Source organism: Paraburkholderia susongensis, from assembly GCF_900177725.1.
Taxonomy (GTDB): domain Bacteria; phylum Pseudomonadota; class Gammaproteobacteria; order Burkholderiales; family Burkholderiaceae; genus Paraburkholderia; species Paraburkholderia susongensis.
On the sequence record NZ_FXAT01000017.1, the window covers coordinates 78,694 to 103,071 of the forward strand.

The 24,378-nt window shown below is 62.0% G+C and carries 20 protein-coding genes and 1 tRNA gene; 10 read left to right on the plus strand and 11 right to left on the minus strand.

Annotation, left to right across the window (positions count from 1 at the left end):
* Window positions 1-5: 5 nt before the first annotated feature.
* Window positions 6-1,913, plus strand: a complete 1,908-nt coding sequence (gene dxs, locus B9Z01_RS31455) for a 1-deoxy-D-xylulose-5-phosphate synthase (protein WP_085489454.1) — start codon at window positions 6-8, stop codon at window positions 1,911-1,913.
* Window positions 1,914-2,147: 234 nt separating this feature from the next.
* Window positions 2,148-2,954 carry a GTP cyclohydrolase FolE2 gene (gene folE2, locus B9Z01_RS31460; protein WP_085489455.1) on the plus strand — a complete coding sequence of 269 codons (807 nt, stop codon included), beginning with the start codon at window positions 2,148-2,150 and terminating at the stop codon, window positions 2,952-2,954.
* Window positions 2,955-3,069: 115 nt separating this feature from the next.
* Here folE2 and tsaD read toward each other — a convergent pair whose 3' ends face one another.
* Window positions 3,070-4,098, minus strand: a complete 1,029-nt coding sequence (gene tsaD, locus B9Z01_RS31465) for a tRNA (adenosine(37)-N6)-threonylcarbamoyltransferase complex transferase subunit TsaD (RefSeq protein ID WP_085489456.1) — start codon at window positions 4,096-4,098, stop codon at window positions 3,070-3,072.
* A 147-nt stretch (window positions 4,099-4,245) separates the two neighbouring features.
* Here tsaD and B9Z01_RS31470 point away from each other — a divergent pair, with 147 nt between their 5' ends.
* The 6 genes from B9Z01_RS31470 to B9Z01_RS31495 all read left to right on the plus strand — a co-directional run bounded on the left by B9Z01_RS31470 (window position 4,246) and on the right by B9Z01_RS31495 (window position 11,155).
* Window positions 4,246-5,463 (plus strand): BaiN/RdsA family NAD(P)/FAD-dependent oxidoreductase, encoded by a 1,218-nt coding sequence (locus tag B9Z01_RS31470; protein ID WP_085489457.1) that lies wholly within the window; start codon window positions 4,246-4,248, stop codon window positions 5,461-5,463.
* A gap of 68 nt (window positions 5,464-5,531) precedes the next feature.
* Window positions 5,532-5,744 carry a 30S ribosomal protein S21 gene (gene rpsU / locus B9Z01_RS31475; RefSeq protein ID WP_028196180.1) on the plus strand — a complete coding sequence of 71 codons (213 nt, stop codon included), beginning with the start codon at window positions 5,532-5,534 and terminating at the stop codon, window positions 5,742-5,744.
* A gap of 235 nt (window positions 5,745-5,979) precedes the next feature.
* Entirely contained in the window at window positions 5,980-6,426 is a 447-nt protein-coding gene (locus tag B9Z01_RS31480; protein WP_085489458.1) for a GatB/YqeY domain-containing protein, read from the plus strand.
* Between the two features lie 124 nt (window positions 6,427-6,550).
* Window positions 6,551-8,428 carry a DNA primase gene (gene dnaG / locus B9Z01_RS31485; protein ID WP_085489459.1) on the plus strand — a complete coding sequence of 626 codons (1,878 nt, stop codon included), beginning with the start codon at window positions 6,551-6,553 and terminating at the stop codon, window positions 8,426-8,428.
* A gap of 92 nt (window positions 8,429-8,520) precedes the next feature.
* Entirely contained in the window at window positions 8,521-10,911 is a 2,391-nt protein-coding gene (gene rpoD / locus B9Z01_RS31490) for an RNA polymerase sigma factor RpoD (protein ID WP_085489460.1), read from the plus strand.
* Window positions 10,912-11,067: 156 nt separating this feature from the next.
* Window positions 11,068-11,155 (plus strand) — tRNA-Ile (locus tag B9Z01_RS31495).
* A 79-nt stretch (window positions 11,156-11,234) separates the two neighbouring features.
* On the opposite strand, the gene B9Z01_RS31500 is transcribed toward B9Z01_RS31495, so the two are convergent.
* From B9Z01_RS31500 to B9Z01_RS31510, 3 genes are all read right to left on the minus strand, one after another.
* Entirely contained in the window at window positions 11,235-12,635 is a 1,401-nt protein-coding gene (locus B9Z01_RS31500; RefSeq protein WP_085489515.1) for an MFS transporter, read from the minus strand.
* 111 nt (window positions 12,636-12,746) lie between these two features.
* Window positions 12,747-13,940, minus strand: a complete 1,194-nt coding sequence (locus tag B9Z01_RS31505) for a CaiB/BaiF CoA transferase family protein (RefSeq protein WP_085489461.1) — start codon at window positions 13,938-13,940, stop codon at window positions 12,747-12,749.
* Between the two features lie 47 nt (window positions 13,941-13,987).
* Entirely contained in the window at window positions 13,988-14,374 is a 387-nt protein-coding gene (locus tag B9Z01_RS31510; protein WP_085489462.1) for a cupin domain-containing protein, read from the minus strand.
* A 167-nt stretch (window positions 14,375-14,541) separates the two neighbouring features.
* On the opposite strand from B9Z01_RS31510, the gene B9Z01_RS31515 reads away from it, so the two are divergent.
* Window positions 14,542-15,468 (plus strand): LysR family transcriptional regulator, encoded by a 927-nt coding sequence (locus tag B9Z01_RS31515; RefSeq protein WP_085489463.1) that lies wholly within the window; start codon window positions 14,542-14,544, stop codon window positions 15,466-15,468.
* Between the two features lie 196 nt (window positions 15,469-15,664).
* Here the strand turns inward: B9Z01_RS31515 and B9Z01_RS31525 are convergent, their stop codons facing one another.
* From B9Z01_RS31525 to B9Z01_RS31550, 6 genes are all read right to left on the minus strand, one after another.
* Entirely contained in the window at window positions 15,665-16,597 is a 933-nt protein-coding gene (locus B9Z01_RS31525) for an electron transfer flavoprotein subunit alpha/FixB family protein (protein WP_085489516.1), read from the minus strand.
* A gap of 86 nt (window positions 16,598-16,683) precedes the next feature.
* The gene (locus tag B9Z01_RS31530; protein ID WP_085489465.1) at window positions 16,684-17,433 is read right to left on the minus strand and encodes an electron transfer flavoprotein subunit beta/FixA family protein; all 750 of its coding nucleotides are present in this window, start codon (window positions 17,431-17,433) and stop codon (window positions 16,684-16,686) included.
* Between the two features lie 115 nt (window positions 17,434-17,548).
* The gene (gene citF / locus B9Z01_RS31535) at window positions 17,549-19,096 is read right to left on the minus strand and encodes a citrate lyase subunit alpha (RefSeq protein ID WP_085489466.1); all 1,548 of its coding nucleotides are present in this window, start codon (window positions 19,094-19,096) and stop codon (window positions 17,549-17,551) included.
* A 188-nt stretch (window positions 19,097-19,284) separates the two neighbouring features.
* Window positions 19,285-20,463 carry a CaiB/BaiF CoA transferase family protein gene (locus B9Z01_RS31540; RefSeq protein WP_085489467.1) on the minus strand — a complete coding sequence of 393 codons (1,179 nt, stop codon included), beginning with the start codon at window positions 20,461-20,463 and terminating at the stop codon, window positions 19,285-19,287.
* Window positions 20,464-20,479: 16 nt separating this feature from the next.
* Window positions 20,480-21,640 carry an acyl-CoA dehydrogenase family protein gene (locus B9Z01_RS31545; protein WP_085489468.1) on the minus strand — a complete coding sequence of 387 codons (1,161 nt, stop codon included), beginning with the start codon at window positions 21,638-21,640 and terminating at the stop codon, window positions 20,480-20,482.
* A 30-nt stretch (window positions 21,641-21,670) separates the two neighbouring features.
* Window positions 21,671-22,516 carry an HTD2 family dehydratase gene (locus tag B9Z01_RS31550; protein WP_085489469.1) on the minus strand — a complete coding sequence of 282 codons (846 nt, stop codon included), beginning with the start codon at window positions 22,514-22,516 and terminating at the stop codon, window positions 21,671-21,673.
* A 147-nt stretch (window positions 22,517-22,663) separates the two neighbouring features.
* On the opposite strand from B9Z01_RS31550, the gene B9Z01_RS31555 reads away from it, so the two are divergent.
* On the plus strand, window positions 22,664-23,599 hold the full coding sequence (locus tag B9Z01_RS31555; RefSeq protein WP_085489517.1) for a LysR substrate-binding domain-containing protein: 936 nt from the start codon (window positions 22,664-22,666) through the stop codon (window positions 23,597-23,599).
* Between the two features lie 80 nt (window positions 23,600-23,679).
* Here the strand turns inward: B9Z01_RS31555 and B9Z01_RS31560 are convergent, their stop codons facing one another.
* Complete coding sequence (locus tag B9Z01_RS31560) at window positions 23,680-24,276, minus strand: glutathione S-transferase N-terminal domain-containing protein (protein ID WP_208626338.1); 597 nt, start codon at window positions 24,274-24,276, stop codon at window positions 23,680-23,682.
* Window positions 24,277-24,378: the final 102 nt, after the last annotated feature.

The window sequence follows — 24,378 nt, forward strand, 5'->3', positions numbered from 1 at the left end:
CGACGATGTACGACTTGCTGAAAACCATCGACGACCCGGCGGCTCTGCGCCGCCTCGATCGCCGCCAATTGCAACCGCTTGCAGACGAGTTGCGTGCTTTTGTGCTCGACAGCGTATCGCAGACGGGCGGCCATCTTTCGTCCAACCTCGGCACGGTCGAGTTGACCATCGCTCTGCATTATGTGTTCGATACGCCGCACGACCGGATCGTCTGGGACGTCGGCCATCAGACCTATCCGCACAAGATTCTGACCGGCCGCCGCGACCAGATGCACACGCTGCGTCAACTCGGCGGCATCTCGGGCTTCCCGAAACGCGACGAATCGGAATACGACACGTTCGGCACCGCGCACTCGAGCACGTCGATCTCAGCCGCGCTCGGCATGGCGGTCGCGAGCAAGCTGCAGGGCGACAACCGCATGGGCATCGCCGTGATCGGCGACGGCGCGATGACGGCCGGCATGGCCTTCGAGGCGATGAACAACGCGGGCGTCGAAGACGACGTGCCGCTGCTCGTGATCCTCAACGACAACGACATGTCGATCTCGCCGCCGGTCGGCGCGCTGAATCGCCATCTGGCGCGCCTGATGTCGGGCCGCTTCTACGCGGCCGCGCGCGCGGGCGTCGAGCGCGTGCTGCGCGTCGCGCCGCCCGTGCTCGATCTCGCGCGCAAGCTCGAAGAGCACGCGAAGGGCATGATCGTGCCGGCCACGCTCTTCGAAGAGTTCGGCTTCAACTACATCGGCCCGATCGACGGTCACGACCTCGACTCGCTCATCCCGACGCTGCAGAACATCAAGGAACTGCGCGGTCCGCAATTCCTGCACGTCGTGACGAAGAAGGGCCAGGGCTACAAGCTGGCCGAGGCCGATCCGGTGCTGTACCACGGCCCGGGCAAATTCAATCCGGCCGAGGGCATCAAGCCGGCCGCCACGCCATCGAAGAAGACCTACACGCAGGTGTTCGGCGAATGGCTGTGCGACGCGGCCGAGCTCGACTCGCGCGTGGTCGGCATTACGCCGGCGATGCGTGAAGGCTCTGGCTTGGTCGAGTTCGAGAAGCGCTTCCCGGACCGTTACTTCGACGTCGGCATTGCCGAGCAGCACGCGGTGACGTTCGCGGGAGGCCTCGCCGCCGACGGCATGAAGCCGGTGGTCGCGATCTACTCGACCTTCCTGCAACGTGCCTACGACCAGCTGATTCACGACATCGCGCTGCAAAACCTGCCGGTGGTGTTCGCAATCGACCGCGCGGGCCTCGTCGGCGCGGACGGCGCAACGCACGCGGGCGCGTACGACCTCGCGTTCATGCGCTGTATCCCGAACATGACCGTGATGGCGCCGTCGGACGAAAACGAATGCCGCCAGATGCTGTACACGGCGTTGCAGCAGTCGAATCCGACGGCCGTGCGCTATCCGCGCGGTGCGGGCACCGGCGTCGCAACGGTCAAGCAGATGAGCGCGCTGCCAATCGGCAAGGGCGAAGTGCGTCGCGAAACCTCGGCGCCGGCCGGCAAGCGCATCGCGATTCTCGCGTTCGGCACGATGGTCGCGCCGTCGCTCGCGGCAGCCGAGCAACTCGACGCCACGGTTGCGAACATGCGTTTCGTGAAGCCGCTCGACACTGCGCTCGTGCGCCAGCTTGCCGAAACGCACGACGCGATCGTCACCGTCGAAGAGGGCTGCATCATGGGTGGCGCGGGCTCGGCTTGCGTCGAAGCCCTGCTCCAGAGTGGGGTTATGCGACCCGTACTACAATTGGGCCTTCCCGACCGGTTCATCGATCACGGGGACCCGGCCAAGCTGCTCGCCGCGTGCGGTCTCGACGCCGCGGGCATCGCCCGGTCGATTCGCGAACGCTTCCTCGCGAGCGGTGCGCTCAGCGGCCAATCGTCGGTGAAGCGAGTCGCGTAAAGCGCTGTCGCCGTCGTGCCGACTTGTGCCGCCGTCCTGCGACGGCGGCCGCGGCAATCTCCAGTTTGAACTGACGGGCGTTGTGGCTCGCCATCCAACGCCGGCAGAAGCCGGCGTTCGCCGTTTTGCGCGTGCTGATCCGCACGGCCGCTAGGCGCCTCGAAACTGTCGCCGCGCGACAGTCTCCGATGCAACAACCTGGGCGGCCCGGCGCTTTCCAGAAAGGACAAAAAAATGAATCAGATGAATCCCGCCTTTGTGATGCCCGACGTGCAAAGCACGCCCGACACGCGCCAGATCCCGATCCAGCGGGTCGGCGTGAAGGGCGTGCGTCATCCGTTGACGGTGCGCACGCAGGGCGGCGAAGTGCAGCCGACGGTCGGCACATGGAATCTCGACGTGCATCTGCCGGCTGAGCAGAAGGGCACGCATATGTCGCGCTTCGTCGCGCTGCTCGAAGAGAACAAGGCGCCGCTCGAACCGCCCGCGTTCCGCACGATGCTCGCCGCGATGCTCGAAAAGCTCGAAGCCGAGGCGGGGCGCATCGAAGTGTCGTTCCCGTATTTCGTGAACAAGACCGCGCCGGTGTCGGGCGTGCAAAGCCTGCTCGATTACGAAGTCACGCTGACGGGCGAGACCCGCAACGGCGCGACGCGGCTATTCCTGAAAGTGCTGGTGCCGGTCACGAGCCTGTGCCCATGCTCGAAGAAAATCTCGCAGTACGGCGCGCACAACCAGCGCTCGCACGTAACGATCGACGCCGAACTCGCGGGCGACATCGCCGTGGAAGAGCTGATCCGCATCGCCGAGGAAGAAGCGTCATGCGAACTGTGGGGCCTGCTCAAGCGCCCGGACGAGAAGTTCGTCACCGAGCGCGCGTACGAAAATCCGAAGTTCGTCGAAGACCTCGTGCGCGACGTCGCACAGCGCCTCGATGCGGACGAGCGCGTCGCCGCATATGTGCTCGAGGCCGAGAACTTCGAATCGATTCACAACCACAGCGCGTATGCGGTGATCGAGCGGGACAAGCGGGCGGGGTGATACGTTCGCGCGTTTCGCTTGGTTGCGAGTGCATCGATAAAAAAGCCGCTTTTAAAGCGGCTTTTTTTATCGACTCGGGATTCGCGGCATGGCCGGCATTTGCCGCTGTTGCGACTCAGCGCGCGAGCGAAGTCAAATCCCAGCGCGGCTTCACCGTGAACGCGTAGTCGTTGCCGGCCTGCTCGGGCCAACGCTGCAGACGCAATGCGCCGGCCAGCGCGATCATCGCGCCGTTATCCGTGCACAGTGAAAGGTCCGGGTAGTGCACGTAGAAATTGCGCTTCTTCGCGGCCGCGGAAAGCGCTTCGCGCAACTGCCGGTTCGCGCCGACACCACCCGCGACGACGAGCCGGTTGAGCTTCGTGCGCTTGAGCGCCGCGAGCGACTTCGCGGCCAGCACTTCGACGGCGGCGTCGACGAAACCGCGTGCGAGATCGGCTTTCGCCTGCTCGCAGATGTTCGCGCCGCCGAGCCGCTTTGCGTGCGTGAGCACAGCGGTTTTCAGGCCGCTGAAGCTGAAGTCGAGGTCGCCCGAGTGCAGCATCGGGCGCGGCAGCACGACCGCGCCGGGCGTGCCGAATTCGGCCATGCGCGAGACTTCCGGGCCGCCCGGGTAGCCGAGGCCGAGCAGCTTCGCGGTTTTGTCGAAGGCTTCGCCGGCGGCGTCGTCGAGCGTTTCGCCGAGCGTTTCGTAGACGCCGACGTCCGTCACGCGCATCAGCTGCGTATGACCGCCGGACACGAGCAGTGCGACGAACGGGAACGGCGGCGGCTCATCGACGAGCAGCGGCGACAGCAGATGCCCTTCGAGATGGTGAATGCCGACGGTCGGCTTGTCCCATGCCATCGCCAGCGAATTGGCGATGCTCGCGCCAACCAGCAGCGCGCCCGCGAGCCCCGGCCCCTGCGTGTAGGCGATCGCGTCGATGTCGCTGCGCGCGACGCCCGCGCGCTCCATCACCTCTTCGAGCAGCGGCAGCGCGCGGCGGATATGATCGCGCGACGCCAGTTCCGGCACGACGCCGCCGTACTCCCGGTGCATCGCAATCTGCGAATGCAGCGCGTGCGCGAGCAGGCCGCGCCCGGTGTCGTAGAGCGCGAGACCGGTTTCGTCGCAGGAGCTTTCGATGCCGAGAACGAGCATGATGAGTCGCTTGAGGTGGGCGCACGCGAAGCGCGCCCGAAAGTGAAAGGTAAGCCTAAAAGTATAGCAGCGCGGGCAAGCAGGCGCAGGCTGCCCGTAGAACGCGGCCACGGCCGCGCGCGGGCCCGGCAGGTACAATGCGGCCCCATGGAATCCTTCGATATCGCGGTGATCGGCGCGGGCGCGGCCGGCATGATGTGCGCGGCCGTGGCCGGGCAACTCGGCCGGCGCGTGGCGTTGATCGACCACTCGCAGCGTCTCGCGGAGAAGATCCGCATTTCCGGCGGCGGCCGCTGCAACTTCACGAATCTGTACGCGGGGCCCGCCAATTATCTGTCGGCGAATCCGCATTTTTGCCGCTCGGCGCTCGCGCGCTATACGCCGCGCGATTTCATGGCGCTGCTGAAGCGCCATCGCGTGACGTGGCACGAGAAGCACAAGGGCCAACTGTTCTGCGACCAGTCGAGCGACGCGGTCATCGACGTGCTGAAGAACGAATGCGACGCGGGCGCGGTGACGTGGCGCGCGCCGCTGTCCGTCGAAGAGGTGAGCCACGACGGGCAGAGCCAGTTCAGGCTCGGCACGCCGGCGGGGACGATCGCCGCCCGCGCGCTCGTGATCTCGACGGGCGGCCTGTCGATTCCGAAGATCGGCGCGACCGATTTCGCGTATCGGGTCGCGAGGCAGTTCGGCCACAAGCTGATCGACACGCGCCCCGCGCTCGTCCCGCTGACCTTCGCGCCGGCCGACTGGGAGCCGTTCGCGGCGCTGTCGGGCGTATCGCTTGAAGTGCAACTGGCGACCGGCAATAAAAAGACCGGTGCGGAATTTACCGAAGACCTGTTGCTCACGCACCGCGGCCTTTCAGGCCCGGGTGTGTTGCAGATCTCGAGCTATTGGCAACCCGGCGAGCCGATCCACGTCAATCTGCTGCCGGAGCGCGACGCCGCGGCCGCATTGATCGATGCGAAGAACGGCACGAAGCGGCAGATCGCCAATCTGCTGTCGGAATGGGTGCCGCAACGGCTCGCGCATGTGTGGCTGGAGACTCATCAGATTCCCGCCGAAGCGCGCGTGGCTGATCTGCCCGACAAGACGCTGCGCCGCATCGGTGAGGCGTTGTCGCGCTGGACGCTCACCCCGAACGGCACCGAGGGCTATCGCAAGGCGGAAGTGACGCGCGGCGGGATCGATACGCGCGGCCTCTCGTCGACGACGATGATGAGCGCGCGCGTCCCGGGGCTGTACTTCATCGGCGAAGCGGTCGACGTGACCGGCTGGCTCGGCGGCTACAACTTTCAGTGGGCGTGGGCTTCGGGCGTGGCGGCCGGCCAGGCGGCCGCGGAATATGCAAGAGGGGCTTGACGGTGCGGTAGCTTTGTGAGAAAGCTCTGCTATACTTTTCCACCTTTACAAAGTTCCGTTATTGAAAAATGACGACCATCCGCGTAAAAGACAATGAGCCGTTCGAAGTCGCCATGCGCCGTTTCAAGCGCACCATGGAGAAAAACGGCTTGCTGACGGAACTTCGCGCTCGCGAGTTTTATGAAAAACCCACGGCTGAACGCAAGCGCAAGAAAGCAGCGGCGGTGAAGCGTCATTTCAAGCGTCTGCGTGGCCAGATGCTGCCGAAGAAATTCTACTGATTCCGTTGCCGCACTCCGCTTCAAACGTGGGGCGGCAGCATCCAGGCCGATGGCGGCACGACAGGTGTCATCACGGAAAACCCGGCCCATCGGGCCAGCCGGCAGGGTCGCATCCATTACACATATTGCGCCAACCCGCTTGAGGAAGATGTCCCAAGCGGGTATTCGTGTTGATGCCGAGGCATTGCCGCCATCAACCCGACCGGTTTCAACTTTCAACGCATTCAGGTGAGTGATGAGTCTCAAGGACCGGATCAACGACGATATGAAAGCTGCCATGCGGGCGCGCGAGACCGAACGTCTCGGCACGATCCGCCTGCTGCTCGCTGCGGTCAAGCAGCGTGAAGTCGATGAGCGCGTCACGCTCGACGATGCCAGCGTGACCGCTGTCATCGACAAGATGATCAAGCAGCGCAAGGACTCGATCAGCCAGTTCGAGGCCGCGGGCCGCACGGATCTGGCTGACAAGGAAAAGGCCGAACTGGCTGTCCTGTCCGCCTACATGCCGGAGCAGATGTCCGAAGCGGAAATCGTTGCCGAAGTGCAGGCTGCGGTCGCGCAAACCGGCGCAGCCGGCCCGCAGGACATGGGCAAGGTGATGGGCGTCCTCAAGCCGAAGCTCGCTGGCCGGGCTGACATGACCGCCGTCTCGGCGCAGGTCAAGGCCGCGCTCGCGAAGTAATCTCCGTCTGTTTGCCCGGGTTGCGCGCGCTTCGTGGGTCGAAGGCGAGCGCGGCGCCGGGTTGCGGTGTCGAGCCCGACTTTCGGGCTCGGATTTTGAAGCTTTCCTGGCAGCGTCATTTACTGTGATCCCACCGTCATTCCTGCAGGACCTGCTCAACCGCGTCGATATCGTCGACGTGGTCGGCCGGTATGTGCAGTTGAAAAAGGGCGGCGCGAACTTCATGGGGCTTTGTCCGTTTCACAACGAGAAGAGCCCTTCGTTTACGGTTAGTCCGACTAAACAGTTTTATCACTGCTTCGGCTGCGGCGCGCATGGCACGGCCATCGGCTTCCTGATGGAACACGTGGGCGCGTCGTTTCCCGAGGCGGTCAACGAGCTCGCGCAATCGGTCGGCCTGACCGTGCCGCACGAGCCTTCGCCCGGATACGGCGGCGGGGGCGGCGGTTCCGGCGGCGGCTATGCGCCGGCGGCATCCAAAGCCGTGACCACCGCGCTTTCCGACGTCATGCAGACCGCTTGCGACTACTACCGCAAGCAGCTGCGCGGCGCGCCGGGCGCTATCCAATATCTCAAGAAACGCGGCCTGACCGGCGAGGTCGCGGCACGGTTCGGCCTCGGTTACGCGCCCGATGGCTGGCAGAACCTCGAAGCGGCTTTCCCGAACTATCGTGAGGACGCGCTCGTCGAAGCGGGTCTCGTGATCGTCAGCGAAAAGTCCGACGCGCAGGGACAGAACCGCCGCTACGACCGCTTTCGCGAGCGGATCATGTTCCCGATCCGCAATGTGAAGGGGCAGGTGATCGGCTTCGGCGGCCGGGTGCTCGACGGCGGCGAGCCGAAGTATTTGAATTCACCCGAAACACCGTTATTTAACAAGGGCAGCGAGCTATACGGGCTGTTCGAGGCGCGTCTTGCGATTCGCGAGCAGCACTATGTGCTGGTCGTCGAAGGTTATATGGATGTGGTCGCGCTGGCCCAACTGGGCTTCCAGAATGCGGTCGCGACGCTCGGCACGGCTTGCACGCCGATTCATGTGCAGAAACTGATGCGCCAGACCGACACGGTCGTCTTCAGTTTCGACGGCGATGCGGCCGGCCGCCGCGCGGCGCGCCGCGCGCTCGACGCCTGTCTGCCGCATGCCGCGGACAATCGCACGATCCGCTTTCTGTTCCTGCCCACCGAGCACGATCCGGACAGCTACGTGCGCGAATTCGGCACTGAAGCGTTCGCCGAGCAGGTCGAACGGGCGATGCCGCTGTCGCAATTCATGCTCAACGAGGTGCTGACCGGCAAGGAGCTCGATCAGCCGGAAGGCAAGGCCCGTGCGCTCTTCGACGCGAAACCGCTCCTGCAGGCGCTGCCGGCCAATGCGCTGCGCGCGCAGATCATGCATATGTTCGCGGACCGGCTCGACGTGCCGTTCGACGAAGTGGCGGCGCTTTGCGAAGTCGATGCGCGGATCGCGACCGTGGCGCGTGGGGCGCCGGCCCGCAAGGACCGGCGCAGCGTGACCGGGATCGAGGAAAAGACGCTGCGCAATCTCGTCATGTATCCGCGCACGGTCGCGATGCTCGACGCAGAGGCCGAAGAGGCGCTTCTCACCGTGACCCGGCATGGGGAATTGTTCGAGGAAGTGACCACGCACGCCCGCGCGCTCGGCGATTCGGCGGAGTTCCAGCTGTTGTCCGACCTCTTGCGAAATGGCGCGAACGCCCCAACTTTCGAGGAAATCTTTCGCAAAATTCTAGACTATGATGAAAACGTCCGGGATTTGCTGCTGAAAGATCCGGCGGAGGCGGCTGTTATCGAGGAACGGCGCGAACAGGAGCGCATTGTTGGTGAGGAACTGAAGGCCGCGATTCTGAAGATGCGGTATGACGCTTATTGCGATCGTCTCGATCAACTTTCGCGGCAGTCCCGGCATACACCGGAAGAATTTGCGGAGCTCTCGGAGCTCAATCGTAAGCGGGCTGACATGAAGCGTCAGCTTGGGCTTTAACGGAGAGGCGGGAAGCCCGGGTGGTATAATAAAAAGTTTCTAGCGGTTTGTTTTTTCAAGGGTTTTTCCTGGCAAAGACGAAAGGCGAGGCGATGGCAAAGACTACAGGCGGAAATCAGACAACAGGCACACGCTCCAGGGAGCGCACCGCAAAGGTTACCGAGGCCAGGCTGACTTCATCCGCCAGAAAAACGTCTGCCGTCAGCGTTGCGCCGGCCGGGAAGAAGTCGTCGACCACTGCGGCCGCGCCGGCGGCTCCGGTAAGGGCGGCGAAAGCTGTACCACCGTCGGCTGCGAAGCGGCCGGGTGTCAGAAGCGCAAGGGAAGCGGCTGCCGCCGAGGACGATGCGGTGGCTCGCGTGACTCCAGTATCCACGGTTCAACAACCGGCTGTTGTCCAACAGCCGGGGGTCGAGACTACAGCCGGTACGGCGAATTCCATGACGAAAAAGCTGAACGAAGTACCTGTCGATGACGATGCAACCCAGACCGAAGAAACCGCTGCCGCCGTACCGGGCAAGGTGGAGAAGGTCAAGGCTCGCGACCGTCGTGCAAAGGAAAAAGCGCTGCTGAAAGATGCGTTTGCGTTGTCGCAGCCGGGCACGGTGGAGGAACTCGAAGAACGCCGCTCCAAGCTGCGCGCGCTGATCAAGCTCGGCAAGGAGCGCGGCTTCCTCACGTACGCTGAAATCAACGATCACCTGCCGGACAACTTCACCGAGACCGAGGCGATCGAAGGCATCATCAGCACGTTCAATGACATGGGCGTGGCGGTCTACGAACAGGCCCCGGACGCCGAAACGCTGCTGCTCAACGACAACGCGCCCGCTGCTTCGTCAGACGACGAAGTGGAAGAGGAAGCGGAGGTCGCGCTCTCCACCGTCGACTCCGAATTCGGCCGTACCACCGACCCGGTCCGCATGTACATGCGCGAGATGGGCACGGTCGAGCTGCTCACGCGCGAAGGCGAAATCGAAATCGCCAAGCGCATCGAAGACGGCCTCAAGCACATGGTGATGGCTATCTCCGCGTGCCCGACCACGATCGCCGACATCCTCGCCATGGCCGAGCGCGTCGCGAACGAGGAAATCCGTATCGACGAACTGGTCGACGGGCTGATCGACGCCGACGCGGAAGACGCCGACGGTTTCTCCGCGCAGGAGGCGGAAGCGATCGAGAACGAAGACGAGGAAGTCGAGGAAGAGGACGAAGAAGACGAGGAAGAGGACGACGGCGCGGCTCAAGCCACGGCCAACGCGGCGCAGATGGAAGCGCTCAAGCGCGCGTCGCTCGAGAAATTCGCGCTGATCAGCGAGTGGTTCGACAAGATGCGTCGCGCGTTCGAAAAGGAAGGCTACAAGTCGAAGTCTTACCTGAAGGCGCAGGAAACGATCCAGAACGAGCTGATGGCGATTCGCTTCACCGCGCGCACGGTCGAGCGTCTGTGCGACACGCTGCGCGCGCAGGTGGACGAAGTGCGCCAGGTCGAGCGCCAGATCCTGCATACGGTGGTCGACAAGTGCGGCATGCCGCGCGCGGAATTCATCGCGCGTTTCCCGGGCAGCGAGACGGATCTCGAGTGGGCCGACAAGATCGTCGGCGAAGGTCATGCGTATAGCGCGATTCTCACGCGCAACATTCCGGCGATCCGCGAACAGCAGCAGCGCCTGCTCGATCTGCAGGCGCGCGTGGTGCTGCCGCTGAAGGACCTGAAGGAAACCAACCGTCAGATGGCGGCCGGCGAACTGAAGGCGCGTCAGGCGAAGCGCGAAATGACCGAGGCGAACCTGCGTCTCGTGATCTCGATTGCGAAGAAGTACACGAACCGTGGTCTGCAGTTCCTCGACCTGATCCAGGAAGGCAATATCGGCCTGATGAAGGCGGTGGACAAGTTCGAATATCGTCGCGGCTACAAGTTCTCCACGTATGCGACGTGGTGGATTCGCCAGGCCATTACGCGTTCGATCGCCGACCAGGCGCGCACGATCCGCATTCCGGTTCACATGATCGAAACGATCAACAAGATGAACCGCATCTCGCGTCAGATCCTGCAGGAAACCGGCCTCGAGCCGGATCCGGCAACACTGGCCGAGAAGATGGAAATGCCGGAAGACAAGATCCGCAAGATCATGAAGATCGCGAAGGAGCCGATCTCGATGGAAACGCCGATCGGCGACGACGACGATTCGCATCTGGGTGATTTCATCGAAGATACGAACACGGTCGCGCCGGCGGATGCCGCGTTGCACGCGAGCATGCGCGACGTCGTGAAGGACGTGCTCGACTCGCTCACGCCGCGTGAGGCGAAGGTGCTGCGCATGCGTTTCGGTATCGAGATGAGCACCGATCACACGCTCGAGGAAGTCGGCAAGCAGTTCGACGTGACGCGTGAGCGGATTCGTCAGATCGAGGCGAAGGCGCTGCGCAAGCTACGTCACCCGAGCCGTTCGGACAAGCTGAAGTCGTTCCTCGAAGGGAATTGATTGCGGCAGGCGCGTATGGCCGGTCAATGATGTGATTGAAGGGGCCTCCCGGTCGTTTCGCGCCAGCGAGGCGGTTGCGGAAGCCCCTTTTTCGTGTAGTATGTCGGCCAATCGACGAAATAGGCCCGGCCGTCACGACCGGGTCTTTTTCTTCCTGGGCTGGACGCCGTGTTGGTTGCAGGCAGTGGACTCATAATCCACCTCCGAAAGGACATCGTGGGTTCGAACCCCACCCGGCCCACCATTTGTTATTCCATCGAAGAACCTCGCACAGCACCGACCGGAGATATTGCCGGCACTGTCGCGTGGCCGACGATCCTCCACTAGACGTCTTCCGGCAGGGGCTTGCCTCGAGTTTCCGGCAGCAGCGGGCTAAGCACTATCCCGAGCACATAAACCGCATTGACGATCATCGCCGCGCGGCCGTAGTCGCCAAAATGCGCGATCAGCGTGCCCGCGACGAGCGGGCCTGTCCATGCGAGAAAGCGGGGCACGTTGAAGCAAAACGCAATGGCCGTGGCACGCACGCGCGTTGGATAGAGTTCGGGCAACCACGTCGGCATCCACGCGAACTGGCCGAGGCTGAAAAATCCGCTCACACCCGCGACGACGAGCAGTATGTCCACACGGTGCGTCAGCTTGAAGAGCACGGGCGTGATAATGAACGTCATGCAGAAGAACAGTAGCGTCATGCGCTTGCGGCCGATCGCGTCCGCGCAAAAGCCGAACACGATGTAGCCAGTGATGGCGCCGAGGTTGTACGTCATGCCCGCGAAGCCCGCGTAACGCGCGGCCGAGAGCCCGCTATGCGCCGCCACCGAGCCGATATACGGCGGCACCCAGGACGAAATGCCGTACCAGCCGAGCGTCGTTGCAAGACACATCAGTACTGCGAACAATGTGCGCCGGCGCAGGGCGGGTGAAGCGAAAAGATCGACCAGCGTGAAACGGGTGAGCGCCTGCTGATGCTCGGTGAGCACGCCACCTTCGCGCTTGAGCGCGCGCGTTTTGCGGCGTTCACGGTTCACGTGTTCCCATTGCTCCGATTCGGGAATCCCCGAGCGCATCCAGAGCGTGACAAAACCGGGCAGCACACCGATCAGGTACATGTAGCGCCAGGCATGATCGCCGGTCTCGCTGACGAACAGCCATACCAGCGATGCAACGAAGAAGCCGATGCCGAGCCCGCACTGCATCAGACCCGCGCCTTTGCCGCGATGTTCGTCCGGCCAGAGTTCGGCGGTCATCGCAGTGCCGGTGGCCCATTCGGAGCCCATCGCGAGACCGACGACGAAGCGCAGAATGGCAAACGATTCCCAACTCCACGCGAATGCGCTCAACCCCGTGGTGAGCGAGTACGCGAGAATCGCGAACAGCATCGTGCGCTTGCGCCCGATATAGTCGGCGAGCACGCCGCCGATCAATCCCCCGATGCCCCAGCCCAATACCGTCAGTGCGATGACGAGACCCGCGTACCAGGGGATTTGCGCGCTCAGGGAGGTATCGAGCAGTTGACGCAGGGCGATGCCGACGGTCAGGATCAGCGCGTAGGTTTCATAGCCGTCGAATAGCCAGCCGAGATTGGACGCGAAGAGCGCGTTCCACTGCTGGCGGTTGAGCGCGCGATACCACGGTTGTGTCGCAGTCGTGTCCGACTGCCGCGCCGCGACGGAGGGTGTCATGCCGGATGCCCCCGGCCCTGCATTGCTTTCGGGATGCTGCATCGTTTGTCTCCTGAAGAGGGTATTGGATGCGCTGGCGAATGCGCATCCGTTCGCGTCTTTTTTGTGTGCTTTCGACGCGTCGCCGCGCTTCATACGCGGGATAGGCTGCCTTTACTCGTGTGTCGTCGATCGTGTGATTTCGTCGAGGATTTCTTCACGATGTTCGTCGAGCCTGGGCGCGAGCCGTCGAACGGTTCCGGGAGTGCGCGAGAAGCGCACCGGAATGCCGATGGTGCGAATCTCGCCTTCCGAGGCGTGCGTCTCATGCCGGAAAAAGCCGATTGCCGCGAGATGCGGATCGTCGAGCAGATCTTCTGGCGCGTTGACCGGCGTCATCGGAATGTCGGCGTCGCCTAGCAGCGTCATCCATTCCGCAGTGGTTTTACGGGCCACGAGATCGGCGAGAATTCCATACAGTTCGCCGATGTGCCGGCTACGTTCCTCGGCGCACGTGACGCGCGAATCATGGGCGAGATCCGCACGGCCGGCGAGGGTAAAGAACCGCTGCCATTGCGCGGCGGTGTAAGGCATCAGCGCCAGATAACCGTCGCGCGTCGCGTAAGGTTTGCGGTGGGGCGAGAGCACGCGCTCGTAGCCCATCTTGTCCTCAGCGGGAAGGAAGGTTTCCCCTGCCATGTGTTCGATCAGGTTGAACGACGCCAGCGTTTCGAACATCGGGACTTCGACTGACTGTCCAACGCCGGAGCGCTCGCGTTCGAACAGCGCCATGGCGATGGCGTATGCCGCGGTGAGGCCCGCCGTCTTGTCCGCGAGAATCGTGTTGACGTAGGCGGGTCCATTCTCACGATTCGTGCCTTGTAGCGCGGCAAGACCGCTCATTGCCTGAATGATGTCGTCGAAAGCCGGGCGGCCTGCATAGGGCCCGTGTTCGGAGAAACCGTATGTACCGCAATAGATCAGGCGCGGGTTCCGCTGGCGCAGGCTCTCGTAATCCAGCCCGTATTTGCGCATCGACTGTGGACGCACGTTGTAGACGAGCACGTCCGCGCCTGCGATCAGTTCGACGAGCCTCTCGCGTTCGTCTACGCGTTTGAGGTCGAGCGCGATGCTTCGCTTGTTGCGATTCAGGTTGAGAAACGCGGCGCCCATGCCGGCGTGGCGCGCGGGCGCTGCAAAGCGGAAAATGTCGCCGTCATGCGACTCGACCTTGATGACGTCGGCGCCCATGTCGCCAAGAATCTGCGTCGCGTATGGGCCCATTGCAACGGACGTCATATCGACGACGCGCACGCCCGTGAGCGGCCCCGGCGTAGACTTGCGATGCGGGTCGGAAGTGGAAGTCATGATGTGTGATCAGAGAAAAAGCAGGGGGCGACACGCGCTCGCATGCTTCACGCGGGACGGATGACGCGATCGGGCGATTCCTCGTAGGGTGGCGCGTACATCACGAGGATTTTTGCCGGTTCGTCGCTGACGACGGTGAAGACGTGCATCGTGTCCGCCGGAAAGAAGCAGCATTCGCCGGGCCCGAGTTCGCGGCGCTGGCCGGCGACTTCCGCGACCGCGCGCCCTTCGAGGATGTACACCGCCTGTTCGATGCCGGGATGCGCGTGCGGCAGCGCGCCTTTGCCTTTCTCGATCGTGCCGTGGATCACTTCGAGTTGCTGCGCACCCACCGTTTCGCGTCCGATGATGCGGCGATTGAGCGTACCCACATGATTCACGGGGTGATAACCGGATACGTCGCTTACGCGCACAAAGTAGTTCTGCTCCGCCATGGCGGTGTCTCCTTTCTATTCGATTCATTTACGCTTGCTAAAGCGTTTCGGTTGAGTTGGACGGCTGGGTTGCCCGCGCTCGAATCCGCTCGATCGTTAGCGTGGAACAGTTGCTAGAATGCGTCCAATATTGAATTTATCCCTTGCGATATGAAAAACGTCTCACCATGATCTCGACACGTTTGCTTGTGCAGTTCGTGGCGGTCGCCGAGGAGCTGCATTTTGGCCGCGCCGCCAACCGGCTGCATATGGCGCAGCCGCCACTCAGCCAGGCCATCAAGCATCTCGAAGCGGTGGTCGGCGTGCAGCTGCTTGCGCGCTCACGCCATGGCGTCGCGCTGACGCCTGCGGGCAGCGCGTTTCTCGACGAAGCGAGGGAGTGGCTTGCGGTCGGTCAGCGCGCAATCGATACGGCGCGTCGCGCAAACGAAGGCTTGACCGGGCGTATTACGATTGGCTTTGTCGGCTCGGTGAGCTATCTGATATTGCCGGGCATCCTGCGCGAAATCGGCGCGCGTTACCCCTCGATTCACGTCGATCTGCGCGAGCAGACATCGACCGAGCAGATCGAGAGCCTGCATATGCGCAAGATCGATCTTGGCATCGTCCGGTTGCCGCTGAACAACATGGGTGATATCCGCACGCATGTGATACATCGCGAGCGGTTCATCGCGGTGCTGCCGAAGGACCACGCGCTGGCGACGCGCAAGGCGAAGTCGATCCGTCTCGAGGAACTCGCCGGCGATTCGTTCATGGTGTTTCCGCCTGACAGGATACCGAGCCTGCACGCCAAGTTTTTGATGGCGTGTGAGGAGGCCGGCTTCAGTCCGCGTGTCAGGCTCGAATCGTGGCAGATGTCGAGCATGGTGAGCCTCGTGGCGTCGGGGATGGGCGTCGCGCTGCTGCCGGAGCAGGTGCGTGCGAGTCCGCATCCGGGCGTGATCTATAAGACATTGAGTAACCGGTCCACCCACCTCGATCTCACGATAGCGGCGGCGTGGCGGACCGATTCGGTCTCAGCGGGGCTGCACTCCGTGCTGAAAATGTTGACCGCGCCGGGATTTCACGCGGCGCGGCCTACGCGGCCAGGATAGTCTTGGCGCCGCTGATCGATTGGTAAGCCGTGGCTAGTTGTGTCAGCGGTCAATGTCCCGGCGGCCGCGGGAATTCGATGAGCAGGCTGACCGGACAGAATGATTGCTGTCAGCGGCACGAGGAAGAGCGCCATCGGGATGCCCTGCAGCGGCGTCGGCAGCACGAGACGCCCGACCATTCAGCGCGGAATTGAACTCAGAGCACATTGGAGAGCTCCGGCACGACGGCGAACAGATCACCGACGAGACCGTAATCCGCGACGCTGAAAATCGGCGCTTCCGGATCCTTGTTGATCGCGACGATCACCTTCGAGTCCTTCATCCCCGCCAGATGCTGGATCGCACCCGAAATGCCGACCGCCACGTACAGTTGCGGTGCGACGATCTTGCCGGTCTGGCCGACCTGATAGTCGTTCGGCACGAAGCCAGCGTCCACCGCGGCGCGCGAGGCGCCCAGTGCCGCGCCGAGCTTGTCCGCGAGCGGCTCCAGCACTTTCGTGTAGTTCTCGCCGTTGCCCAGACCCCGGCCGCCCGACACGATGATCTTCGCGCTCGTCAGCTCCGGACGGTCCAGCTTCGTGACTTCACGGCTCACGAACTGCGAGAGGCCGCTGTCGGCCGCGGCTTCGATCTTCTCGACCGCTGCGCTGCCGCCTTCGGCTGCAACCGCGTCGAAGCCGGTCGAGCGCACGGTGATGACCTTGATCGGGTCAGCCGACTGCACGATCGCAATCGCGTTGCCCGCGTAGATCGGACGCTCGAACGTGTCCGGCGAATCGACCGCCGTGATGTCGCTGATCTGCGCGACGTCGAGCTTCGCCGCGATGCGCGGCGCGATGTTCTTGCCGTAGGCGGTGGCCGGCGCGAGGATGTGCGAGTAGTTCTTCGCGATGTTCAACACGGTCGCTTCGACGTTTTCCGCGAGGCCTTCTGCGAGTTGCGGCGCGTCGGCCAGCAGCACCTTCGCCACGCCTGCGATCTTCGCTGCCGCATCGGCCGCAGCCTGCGCGTTGTGACCAGCCACCAGCACGTGAATGTCACCGCCGATCTTTTGTGCCGCTGCAATGGTGTTCAGCGTCGCGGCCTTGATCGACGCGTTGTCGTGTTCTGCTATTACCAGGTTAACCAGATTCGTCATTTGCTCTGTCTCCGTGTCGACTGGAGTTAGCGCTTTAGCGCTTACTCCAGTCCCATGCAACATAGTTGCCGTTCTACTTAAAGCACCTTCGCTTCGGTCTTCAGCTTCTCGACCAGCGTCTTCACGTCCGGCACCTTCACGCCGGCGGAGCGCTTCGGAGGCTCGGCAACTTTCAGCGTCTTCAGACGCGGCGTGACATCGACGCCGAGGTCTTCCGGCTTGACGACTTCCAGCGGCTTTTTCTTGGCCTTCATGATGTTGGGCAGCGTGACGTAGCGCGGCTCATTGAGGCGCAGGTCGGTCGTCACCACGGCCGGCAGCGTCAGCGACAGCGTTTCGGCACCACCGTCCACTTCGCGCGACACAGTGGCCTTGCCGTCTGCAACGACGACCTTCGAGGCGAACGTCGCCTGCGGCAGGTTCGCGAGCGCGGCGAGCATCTGGCCGGTCTGGTTGGAGTCGTCGTCGATGGCCTGCTTGCCGAGGATCACCAGTTGCGGCTGTTCCTTCTCGATCAGCGCTTTCAAAAGCTTCGCCACCGCGAGCGGCTGCAAATCCTCGCTCGACTCGATCAACACCGCGCGGTCCGCGCCGATCGCGAGCGCGGTGCGCAGCGTTTCCTGCGCCTGCGTCACACCGGCCGACACGGCGATCACTTCGGTCGCGACGCCCGCTTCGCGCAGACGTACCGCTTCTTCCACCGCGATTTCGTCGAACGGATTCATCGACATCTTCACGTTCGCAATGTCGACGCCCGTGCCGTCCGACTTGACCCGGACTTTCACGTTGTAATCGACTACGCGCTTAACGGGCACAAGTACCTTCATTTTTCCTCCTACATGGTTACGGGTATCGCTCTAATTGACTGGCGATTACACGCGCAATCCCCAGTTTCAACAACTATCAATTCGTTCTGACGGGCATAGTTCGAACCTATTGCCATCATGGGCCGTGCGTTGCGGCTCGAAGCACATCGATGATCGTTCCGTCACGGTATTGCTGTAGTGCGACGATGCGATTGTCCTGGTCTGTCGCGGGCTGCTCCGCTTTAGTTCGTCCCGCGGCCATAAGGGAGAGGTCATGAAGGCGGGATATCGAAAGTAGCGGAATACGTGCTTGAGTCAAAGCTTCGATCAGATCGGGGCGACGAGGATTCACTGCGACTCCGGCTTCCGTGACGACAACGTCGATCGTCGAACCTGGGGTCGTCAAGGTGCGAACGCGTTCGGTAATCTTGGGGTTGGCGCGAGCATTCAGGCGTGTTGTGACAATTGAGAGCTTCGCTCCCGCAGCTGTATCACTATGACCGCCGGATCCACCGATCAGGCGCCCATCGCTGGCGGTAGTCACGTTGACGTTGAAGTCGAGGTCGATTTCCGACGCGCCAAGAATCATCACATCGAGTCTGTCGACCACGGCGCCGCGCGACGCCGGATTCGCGTAGAGCGAAGAGGACATGCGTTGATGGGCGGTATGGTCACGATACGACTGCACTGCGCGCAAATCGAAACACTGCACGTCGAACAGCGTTCGGAAGAGACCACGTTCGAGCATCTCGACGATCTGTCCAGTTATTCCTCCAGATGCGAAGCTGCCCATGATCTTCTTCTTCTGCATCGCTTCCTGGATATAGCGGGCGACAGCAAGAGAGATGCCGCCTGCTCCGGTCTGAAACGAAAAACCGTCGCGTAACAGTCCGGCCGCTTCGGTCACCCGGGCAGCCATCGAGGCAATGTCGAGCCCGCAGGAGTCCTCCGTAACCGTTGTCGTGCCAGACAGGATCCGCGTTGCATCACCGATCGTAGGCACGCACACGACCAGATCGACGTGCTCTTGCGAAATCTCAACGGGATACGCGGGATACGGAACGAGGTTTTCCGTGACCGCCACGACGTGCTTTGCGAATTGCGCATCCGCCGTCGCGTACCCGAGCGGCCCGCAAGCAGCAGGGCCTGTCACGCTACAGATATTTCCATAATCGTCGGCTGTCGGCGCCGCGACGAACGCCACGTCAATCTGTAATTCAGCGCTTTCAATTGCGCGTGCGCGGCCGCCGTGTGTCTGAAGGACCGCCGGTTGTTCGAGCAGACCGGCGGCAATTGCGTCCGCGACCGGGCCTGATGCGTACGCCGTATAGATACGGGTAATAACGCCTCGCTTGATCAGTTCGACGAGTGGCGCATGTACCGGAAAGATCGAACTTGGCGCGATCGACAGATTCCGGAGGCCCAGTTGCGCAGCTTCGGCAAGAACCGTATTCATCACCTGGTCGCCATTGCGCAGATGATGATGAAACGACAGAGTCGCGCCATCCCGGACTCCGCATTCCACCAATGCGGTGCGCAAGTCCGGAACAACTTTCGATGCGCCCGGACGACGTTGTGTAGCGGGACGGGCTCGCCGTTCAGCAATGGACATCCCGTCGAACGGTGCGACGTCTCCGAAACCTTCGACAAAGACGGGAATCTCGCGGCCTGCAACGTTTAGCATCAGAGTCCTCGGAAACGGAAATTACGAACGGCACCTGTTCAGGCTGTCGGTGTGAACGACGACGACCGCCGCAGATGTACGACTGCAAGAGTGCGTAGCGAAGCTGCGCGAGGTGAGGTGTGGCAATGGAGGATGCACGTCCACGTGCCAGCTACGCCTGCGCCATGCTGGCGAACCCGTCGGAGCGTTTAGACGGCGCCGATGTCACGCAACGCCTGAATGCGGTCCTCGGCGTATCCGAGTTCGCTCAAGATTGCGTGTGTATGCTCACCAAGCGCAGGGACCGGGTCCATACGTGGCGCGTCTTCCTGCGTCACGCCGGGCGGGTACAGCGCGGGAATTTCGCCAGCTGGTGTGGATACCCGCGTCCAGCGATTTCGTGCAACGAGTTGCTCATGCGTCCAGACAGCGTGCATGTCGTTCATATGAGCGTTCGCGATCCTGGCATCCTCGAGACGTTCGATGACCTGACTCGATGTAAGTATCGAGAACACTTCCTCGATGAGATGACCGAGCTCCGCGCGCTTTTCGACACGGCGACTGTTCGAGCAGAAACGCGGGTCGGCGGCCAGCTCGGACTTCTGAATCACAACTTCGCAAAAGCTCTTCCATTCGCGTTCGTTCTGGAGACCGAGCATGACGGTCTTGCCATCGCCGGCTCTGAACGGACCGTAAGGATAGATCGTCGCGTGTGAGGCGCCAGTGCGCGGGGGAGGCGTCTGGCCGTCGATTGCGTAGTACAACGGGTAGCTCATCCACTCGAGCATACTTTCCAGCATTGACACGTCGATCCGGCGGCCGCGCCCCGTCTTGCCGCGCTCGATAAGCGCCGCGAGAATGTTGGTATAGGCGTACATACCCGCTGCGATATCCGCGATTGAACACCCGGCCTTGGCCGGCTCGTTTGCTGAACCCGTGATGCTGAGAAATCCCGACTCGCTCTGAATGAGCAGGTCGTAGGCCTTTTTGTCGCGATAGGGGCCGTCGAGGCCGTAGCCGGAGATATCGCAGACAACGAGTTTCGGGTAGTGAGTCTGAAGCGTCTCGTAGTCGAGGCCGAGGCGCTGGCTCGCACCCGGTGCGAGGTTCTGAACGAACACGTCAGCGTCGGCAAGCAGACCATGGACAACTTCCATGGCTTCCGGGCGTTTGACGTCCAGCGTGATGCTTTCTTTTGAGCGATTCGTCCACACGAAATGCGAAGCGAGCCCGTGGACACGTTCGTCGTAGTTGCGTGCAAAGTCGCCTGTGCCGGGGCGTTCGACCTTGATGACGCGGGCGCCAAGGTCGGCGAGTTGTCGCGTGCAGAACGGGGCGGCAATCGCATGCTCGAACGTGATGACCTTGATTCCTTCGAGTGGGCGCATGATCGGACTCCCAGGTTTAGAACGAGCGGGGCAGGCCGAGAATATGCTCGGCAACGTACGACAGAATGAGGTTCGTCGAGATCGGGGCCACCTGATAGAGACGAGTCTCGCGGAACTTGCGTTCGACGTCGTATTCGCAGGCAAAACCGAAACCGCCGTGGAACTGCAGGCAGGCGTTCGCGGCCTCCCACGACGCGTCGGCGGCGAGCAGCTTCGCCATGTTTGCTTGCGCGCCGCACTGCTCGTGAGCATCGAACCGGCGTGCTGCCTCGAAGCGCATCAGGCTGGCGGCTTCGACGTTGACGTACGACCGCGCAATCGGAAACTGAACGCCCTGGTTTTGTCCGATCGGACGACCGAACACGACGCGGTCCTTCACATACTGCGAGACCTTATCCACGAACCAGTAGCCGTCGCCGATGCATTCGGCCGCAATCAGTGTACGTTCTGCGTTCAGTCCGTCGAGGATGTACCTGAAGCCCTTGCCCTCTTCTCCAATGAGGTTCTCCGCGGGGATCTCGAGGTTGTCGAAGAAGAGTTCGTTCGTCTCGTGATTGACCATGTTGGGGATAGGCCGGACGGTCATGCCCTTGCTGATCGCTTCGTGCAGGTCCACGATAAAAATGGACATGCCTTCGCTCTTCTTCGTCACCTCTGACAATGGCGTCGTTCGAGCCAGCAGGATCATCAGGTCGGAGTGCTGGATGCGCGAAATCCAGACCTTCTGGCCATTGACGACATAACGGTCGCCTTTACGTACCGCAGTGGTCTTGATCCTGGTGGTATCCGTCCCCGTTGTCGGTTCGGTCACCCCCATCGATTGCAGGCGCAGTTCGCCGGAAGCGATCTTGGGCAAGTACAGCGCTTTCTGTTCGGTGGAGCCATGTCGCAGCAGAGTGCCCATGTTGTACATCTGCCCATGACAGGCGCCTGAATTGCCGCCGCTACGGTTGATTTCCTCCATGATCACCGATGCTTCGGTGAGCCCGAGACCCGAGCCGCCGTATTCCTGCGGGATCAGCGCGGCGAGCCAGCCTGCCTTGGTGAGCGCGTCGACGAAGGCTTCGGGATAGCCGCGCTCTTCGTCCACCTTACGAAAATACTCGGCGGGGAACTGGTTGCACAGGTCACGGACGGCTTCGCGGATGTCCTGGTACTGGTCGACTGCGTTATTCATGATGTGAAGTCCGGTGAATTGATGGTCGGGTCATGCGAGTACGGCGCGGGCAGACATCGTCAGCCAGCCTTCATGGTCCTTGGCCCACAGATCGATAGATTTGCCGTCGGCCGCACGGCGTCCACATACCGAGAACGGGTGGCCAAGGAGGGTTGGTCTCACGGCCTTGAAGGAATATTCGCGCACGACTGCATCAGGAGCGAAGCGTGCAACGCTGTCGAGCAACAGGGTCGCGATGAGTGGTCCGTGGACGACAAGATCGGGATAGCCTTCAATCTCGCGCGCGTAGTCACGGTCGTAATGGATGCGGTGAGCGTTGAAGGTCAGTGCGGAATAGCGGAACAGCAGCGCCTCTGTCGGTTCGATCACGCGTTCCCATTCGGCGCCGTCGGGGGCGGGCGTGGGTTTCGGTTGCGGCTGGCCGGGTTGCGCGGGCTCGCGATACGCAATGTCCTGCTCTTCGCGGATGGCCGTGACGCCGCCTACCCGGATCTGATGTTCGACAGTCACGAATGCGAGCTTGCCGCTGCGGCCATCCTTGCGTTCAACGGATGTGACACGCGAAATCCGCTCGGCACTGGCGCCGATCGTGAGCGAAGCATTGAAGGCAATTCGGCCGCCAGCGGCCATGCGCCGCGGCAGTCCGAGGTCGGGTAGGAAGCCGCCCGTCCGGGGATGCCCGTCCGGTCCCAATTCTGCCTGCGGCGCGGGCGTCCAGAAGTAGAGCCAGTGCCAGATCGGAGGCAGAGGGTCGCCGCTACGAAGCGCCGTGGGGCAATCGAGAGTGGCACCCAATGCAGCGGCGGGCGCAGGGGAAATGAAATCCGTGGTGGTTTGGGTGGACTGCGAATGCAGTTCGGACGGGGAAGTGCTCATTCGGGTCGTCTCCGGCGGGGCTTATGCCAGCGCTTTCAGATTGGAATGAGATGACTCTATGTGAATCAGCCGCGCTCGGGAAATATCGATTGAATGTACCCGACATAGGAGTATCCTATGGGCCTTCGCTCCCCGCAGGACGTAATCATGGATATCCGCCAGCTCCGGTACTTCGTCAACATCGTCGATTACGGGAGTCTCGGCAAGGCTGCGGAAAAGCTCTACGTGGCTCAACCCTCACTCAGCCAACAGATCGCGAAGCTGGAGGACGACGTTGGCGTGCCGCTGCTCATCCGCAGTTCGCAAGGGGTAAAGCCGACGGCCGCCGGGCAGGCCATGTATAGGCATGCGCGCCTTGTCCTGCATCAGATGGAGCAACTGCGTCAGGAGGTTCGTGAAGGTGTCGACGGTGAATCGGGGACCGTTGCCGTCGGATTTCCGACCACCATGGTATCGGTCCTGGCAATGCCGGTGTTCGAGCGGGTGCGGGCACGTTATCCCGGTATCCGGCTACAGCTCTTCGAAAGTATGAGCGGCTACCTGGACGAACTATTGGCGAATGGTCGCCTGGATCTGGCTATTCTGTTTCGCGATACAAGTACGCTGGGAATGACGACATTGCCCGTGCTCGATGAGGAACTCTACGTTCTTGGCGAGCCCGGAGGCGAGGTAACGACACGTTCGCGCACCTGTACACTGAGCGCGCTGGCCAACGTTCCACTAGTCGCTCCGGGACTATCGAACGGGTTGCGCCTATTGCTCGAGCGCACGTTCGCACGTGAGCAGGTTCCGCTAAATATCATCGCCGATGTGGATTCATTGCCGACGTTGTTGTCGGTTGCGCAATCGGGAATGGCATGTACGATCCTGCCGGCCTCCGCGGTTGCTCTTCGAGCGGACGCCAATAGGCCAAAGATGCGCCGCATCGTTGATCCGGTAATCAGGCGGCCTGCCAGTATATGTTGGTCCAACTCCGTTCCGGTTAGTTCGGCCACGGTCGCGATTCGGGCGACAATTTGTGAGTTGGTCAAAGAGCTCTGCGCAAGCGGAACATGGGACGGAATAGAGTTGCGCCAGTCCTGATCCGCGTTTGGCTGAGGGGGCATTCGTTCGCCTGGAAAAGTGGTCTCCGCTTATCAGCGCCAGGAAGTGTCGATGTGCTACTACGTAGTTTGCGGGGCGGTATCCGCAAAACTTTGCCTGTTTGAATAGGCGGAAAACCACGACGAAAGCATTGAGTGCTCCTCACGCCAGGAGATTTTCGGCATGCGGAAGTCAAGATACGCTAACGCACACGCGATGGCGATTCCGTCGAGCCGGATGTCATTGGGCAGCCGTGATTCGGCGAATACACGAATCGTCCGCCGAATCGCAGCTTCCCGGCGGGTAAGCCAGTAGACCGATGGATTTGCATCGGTACGTTGAAGTTCGAGAACAGATGCCACTGCGGCATCCATGACACCATCCGCTAGCGACTGCATCCGCATGACCTGGATACGTTGAGAGAACTCAGCGGGAATGAGTCGCGGCTCAACTACCAGGCTGTCGATATATTCGCAGAGAACTGGACTATCGAACAATGAGCCCTCTTCCGTATCGAGGGTCGGGACTTTGGCGAGCGGGTTCAACGACAACAGATTCTCGCCGTTCTCGAACGGATAGGTCACCACTTCATCGATGTGCGACGCTAGTCCTTTCTCGCGGATAACAATACAAACCTTGCGCGCAAACGGCGACGCGGGGCTAAATAGCAGCTTCATCTGAGTTCCCTGGCCTTTGTCCATGAACATCTTTGTCTTTACTCCGACGTGATGCGATCGGCCACTACGCGCGTATGCCGTGCGGCGGCCCGCAAGACATAC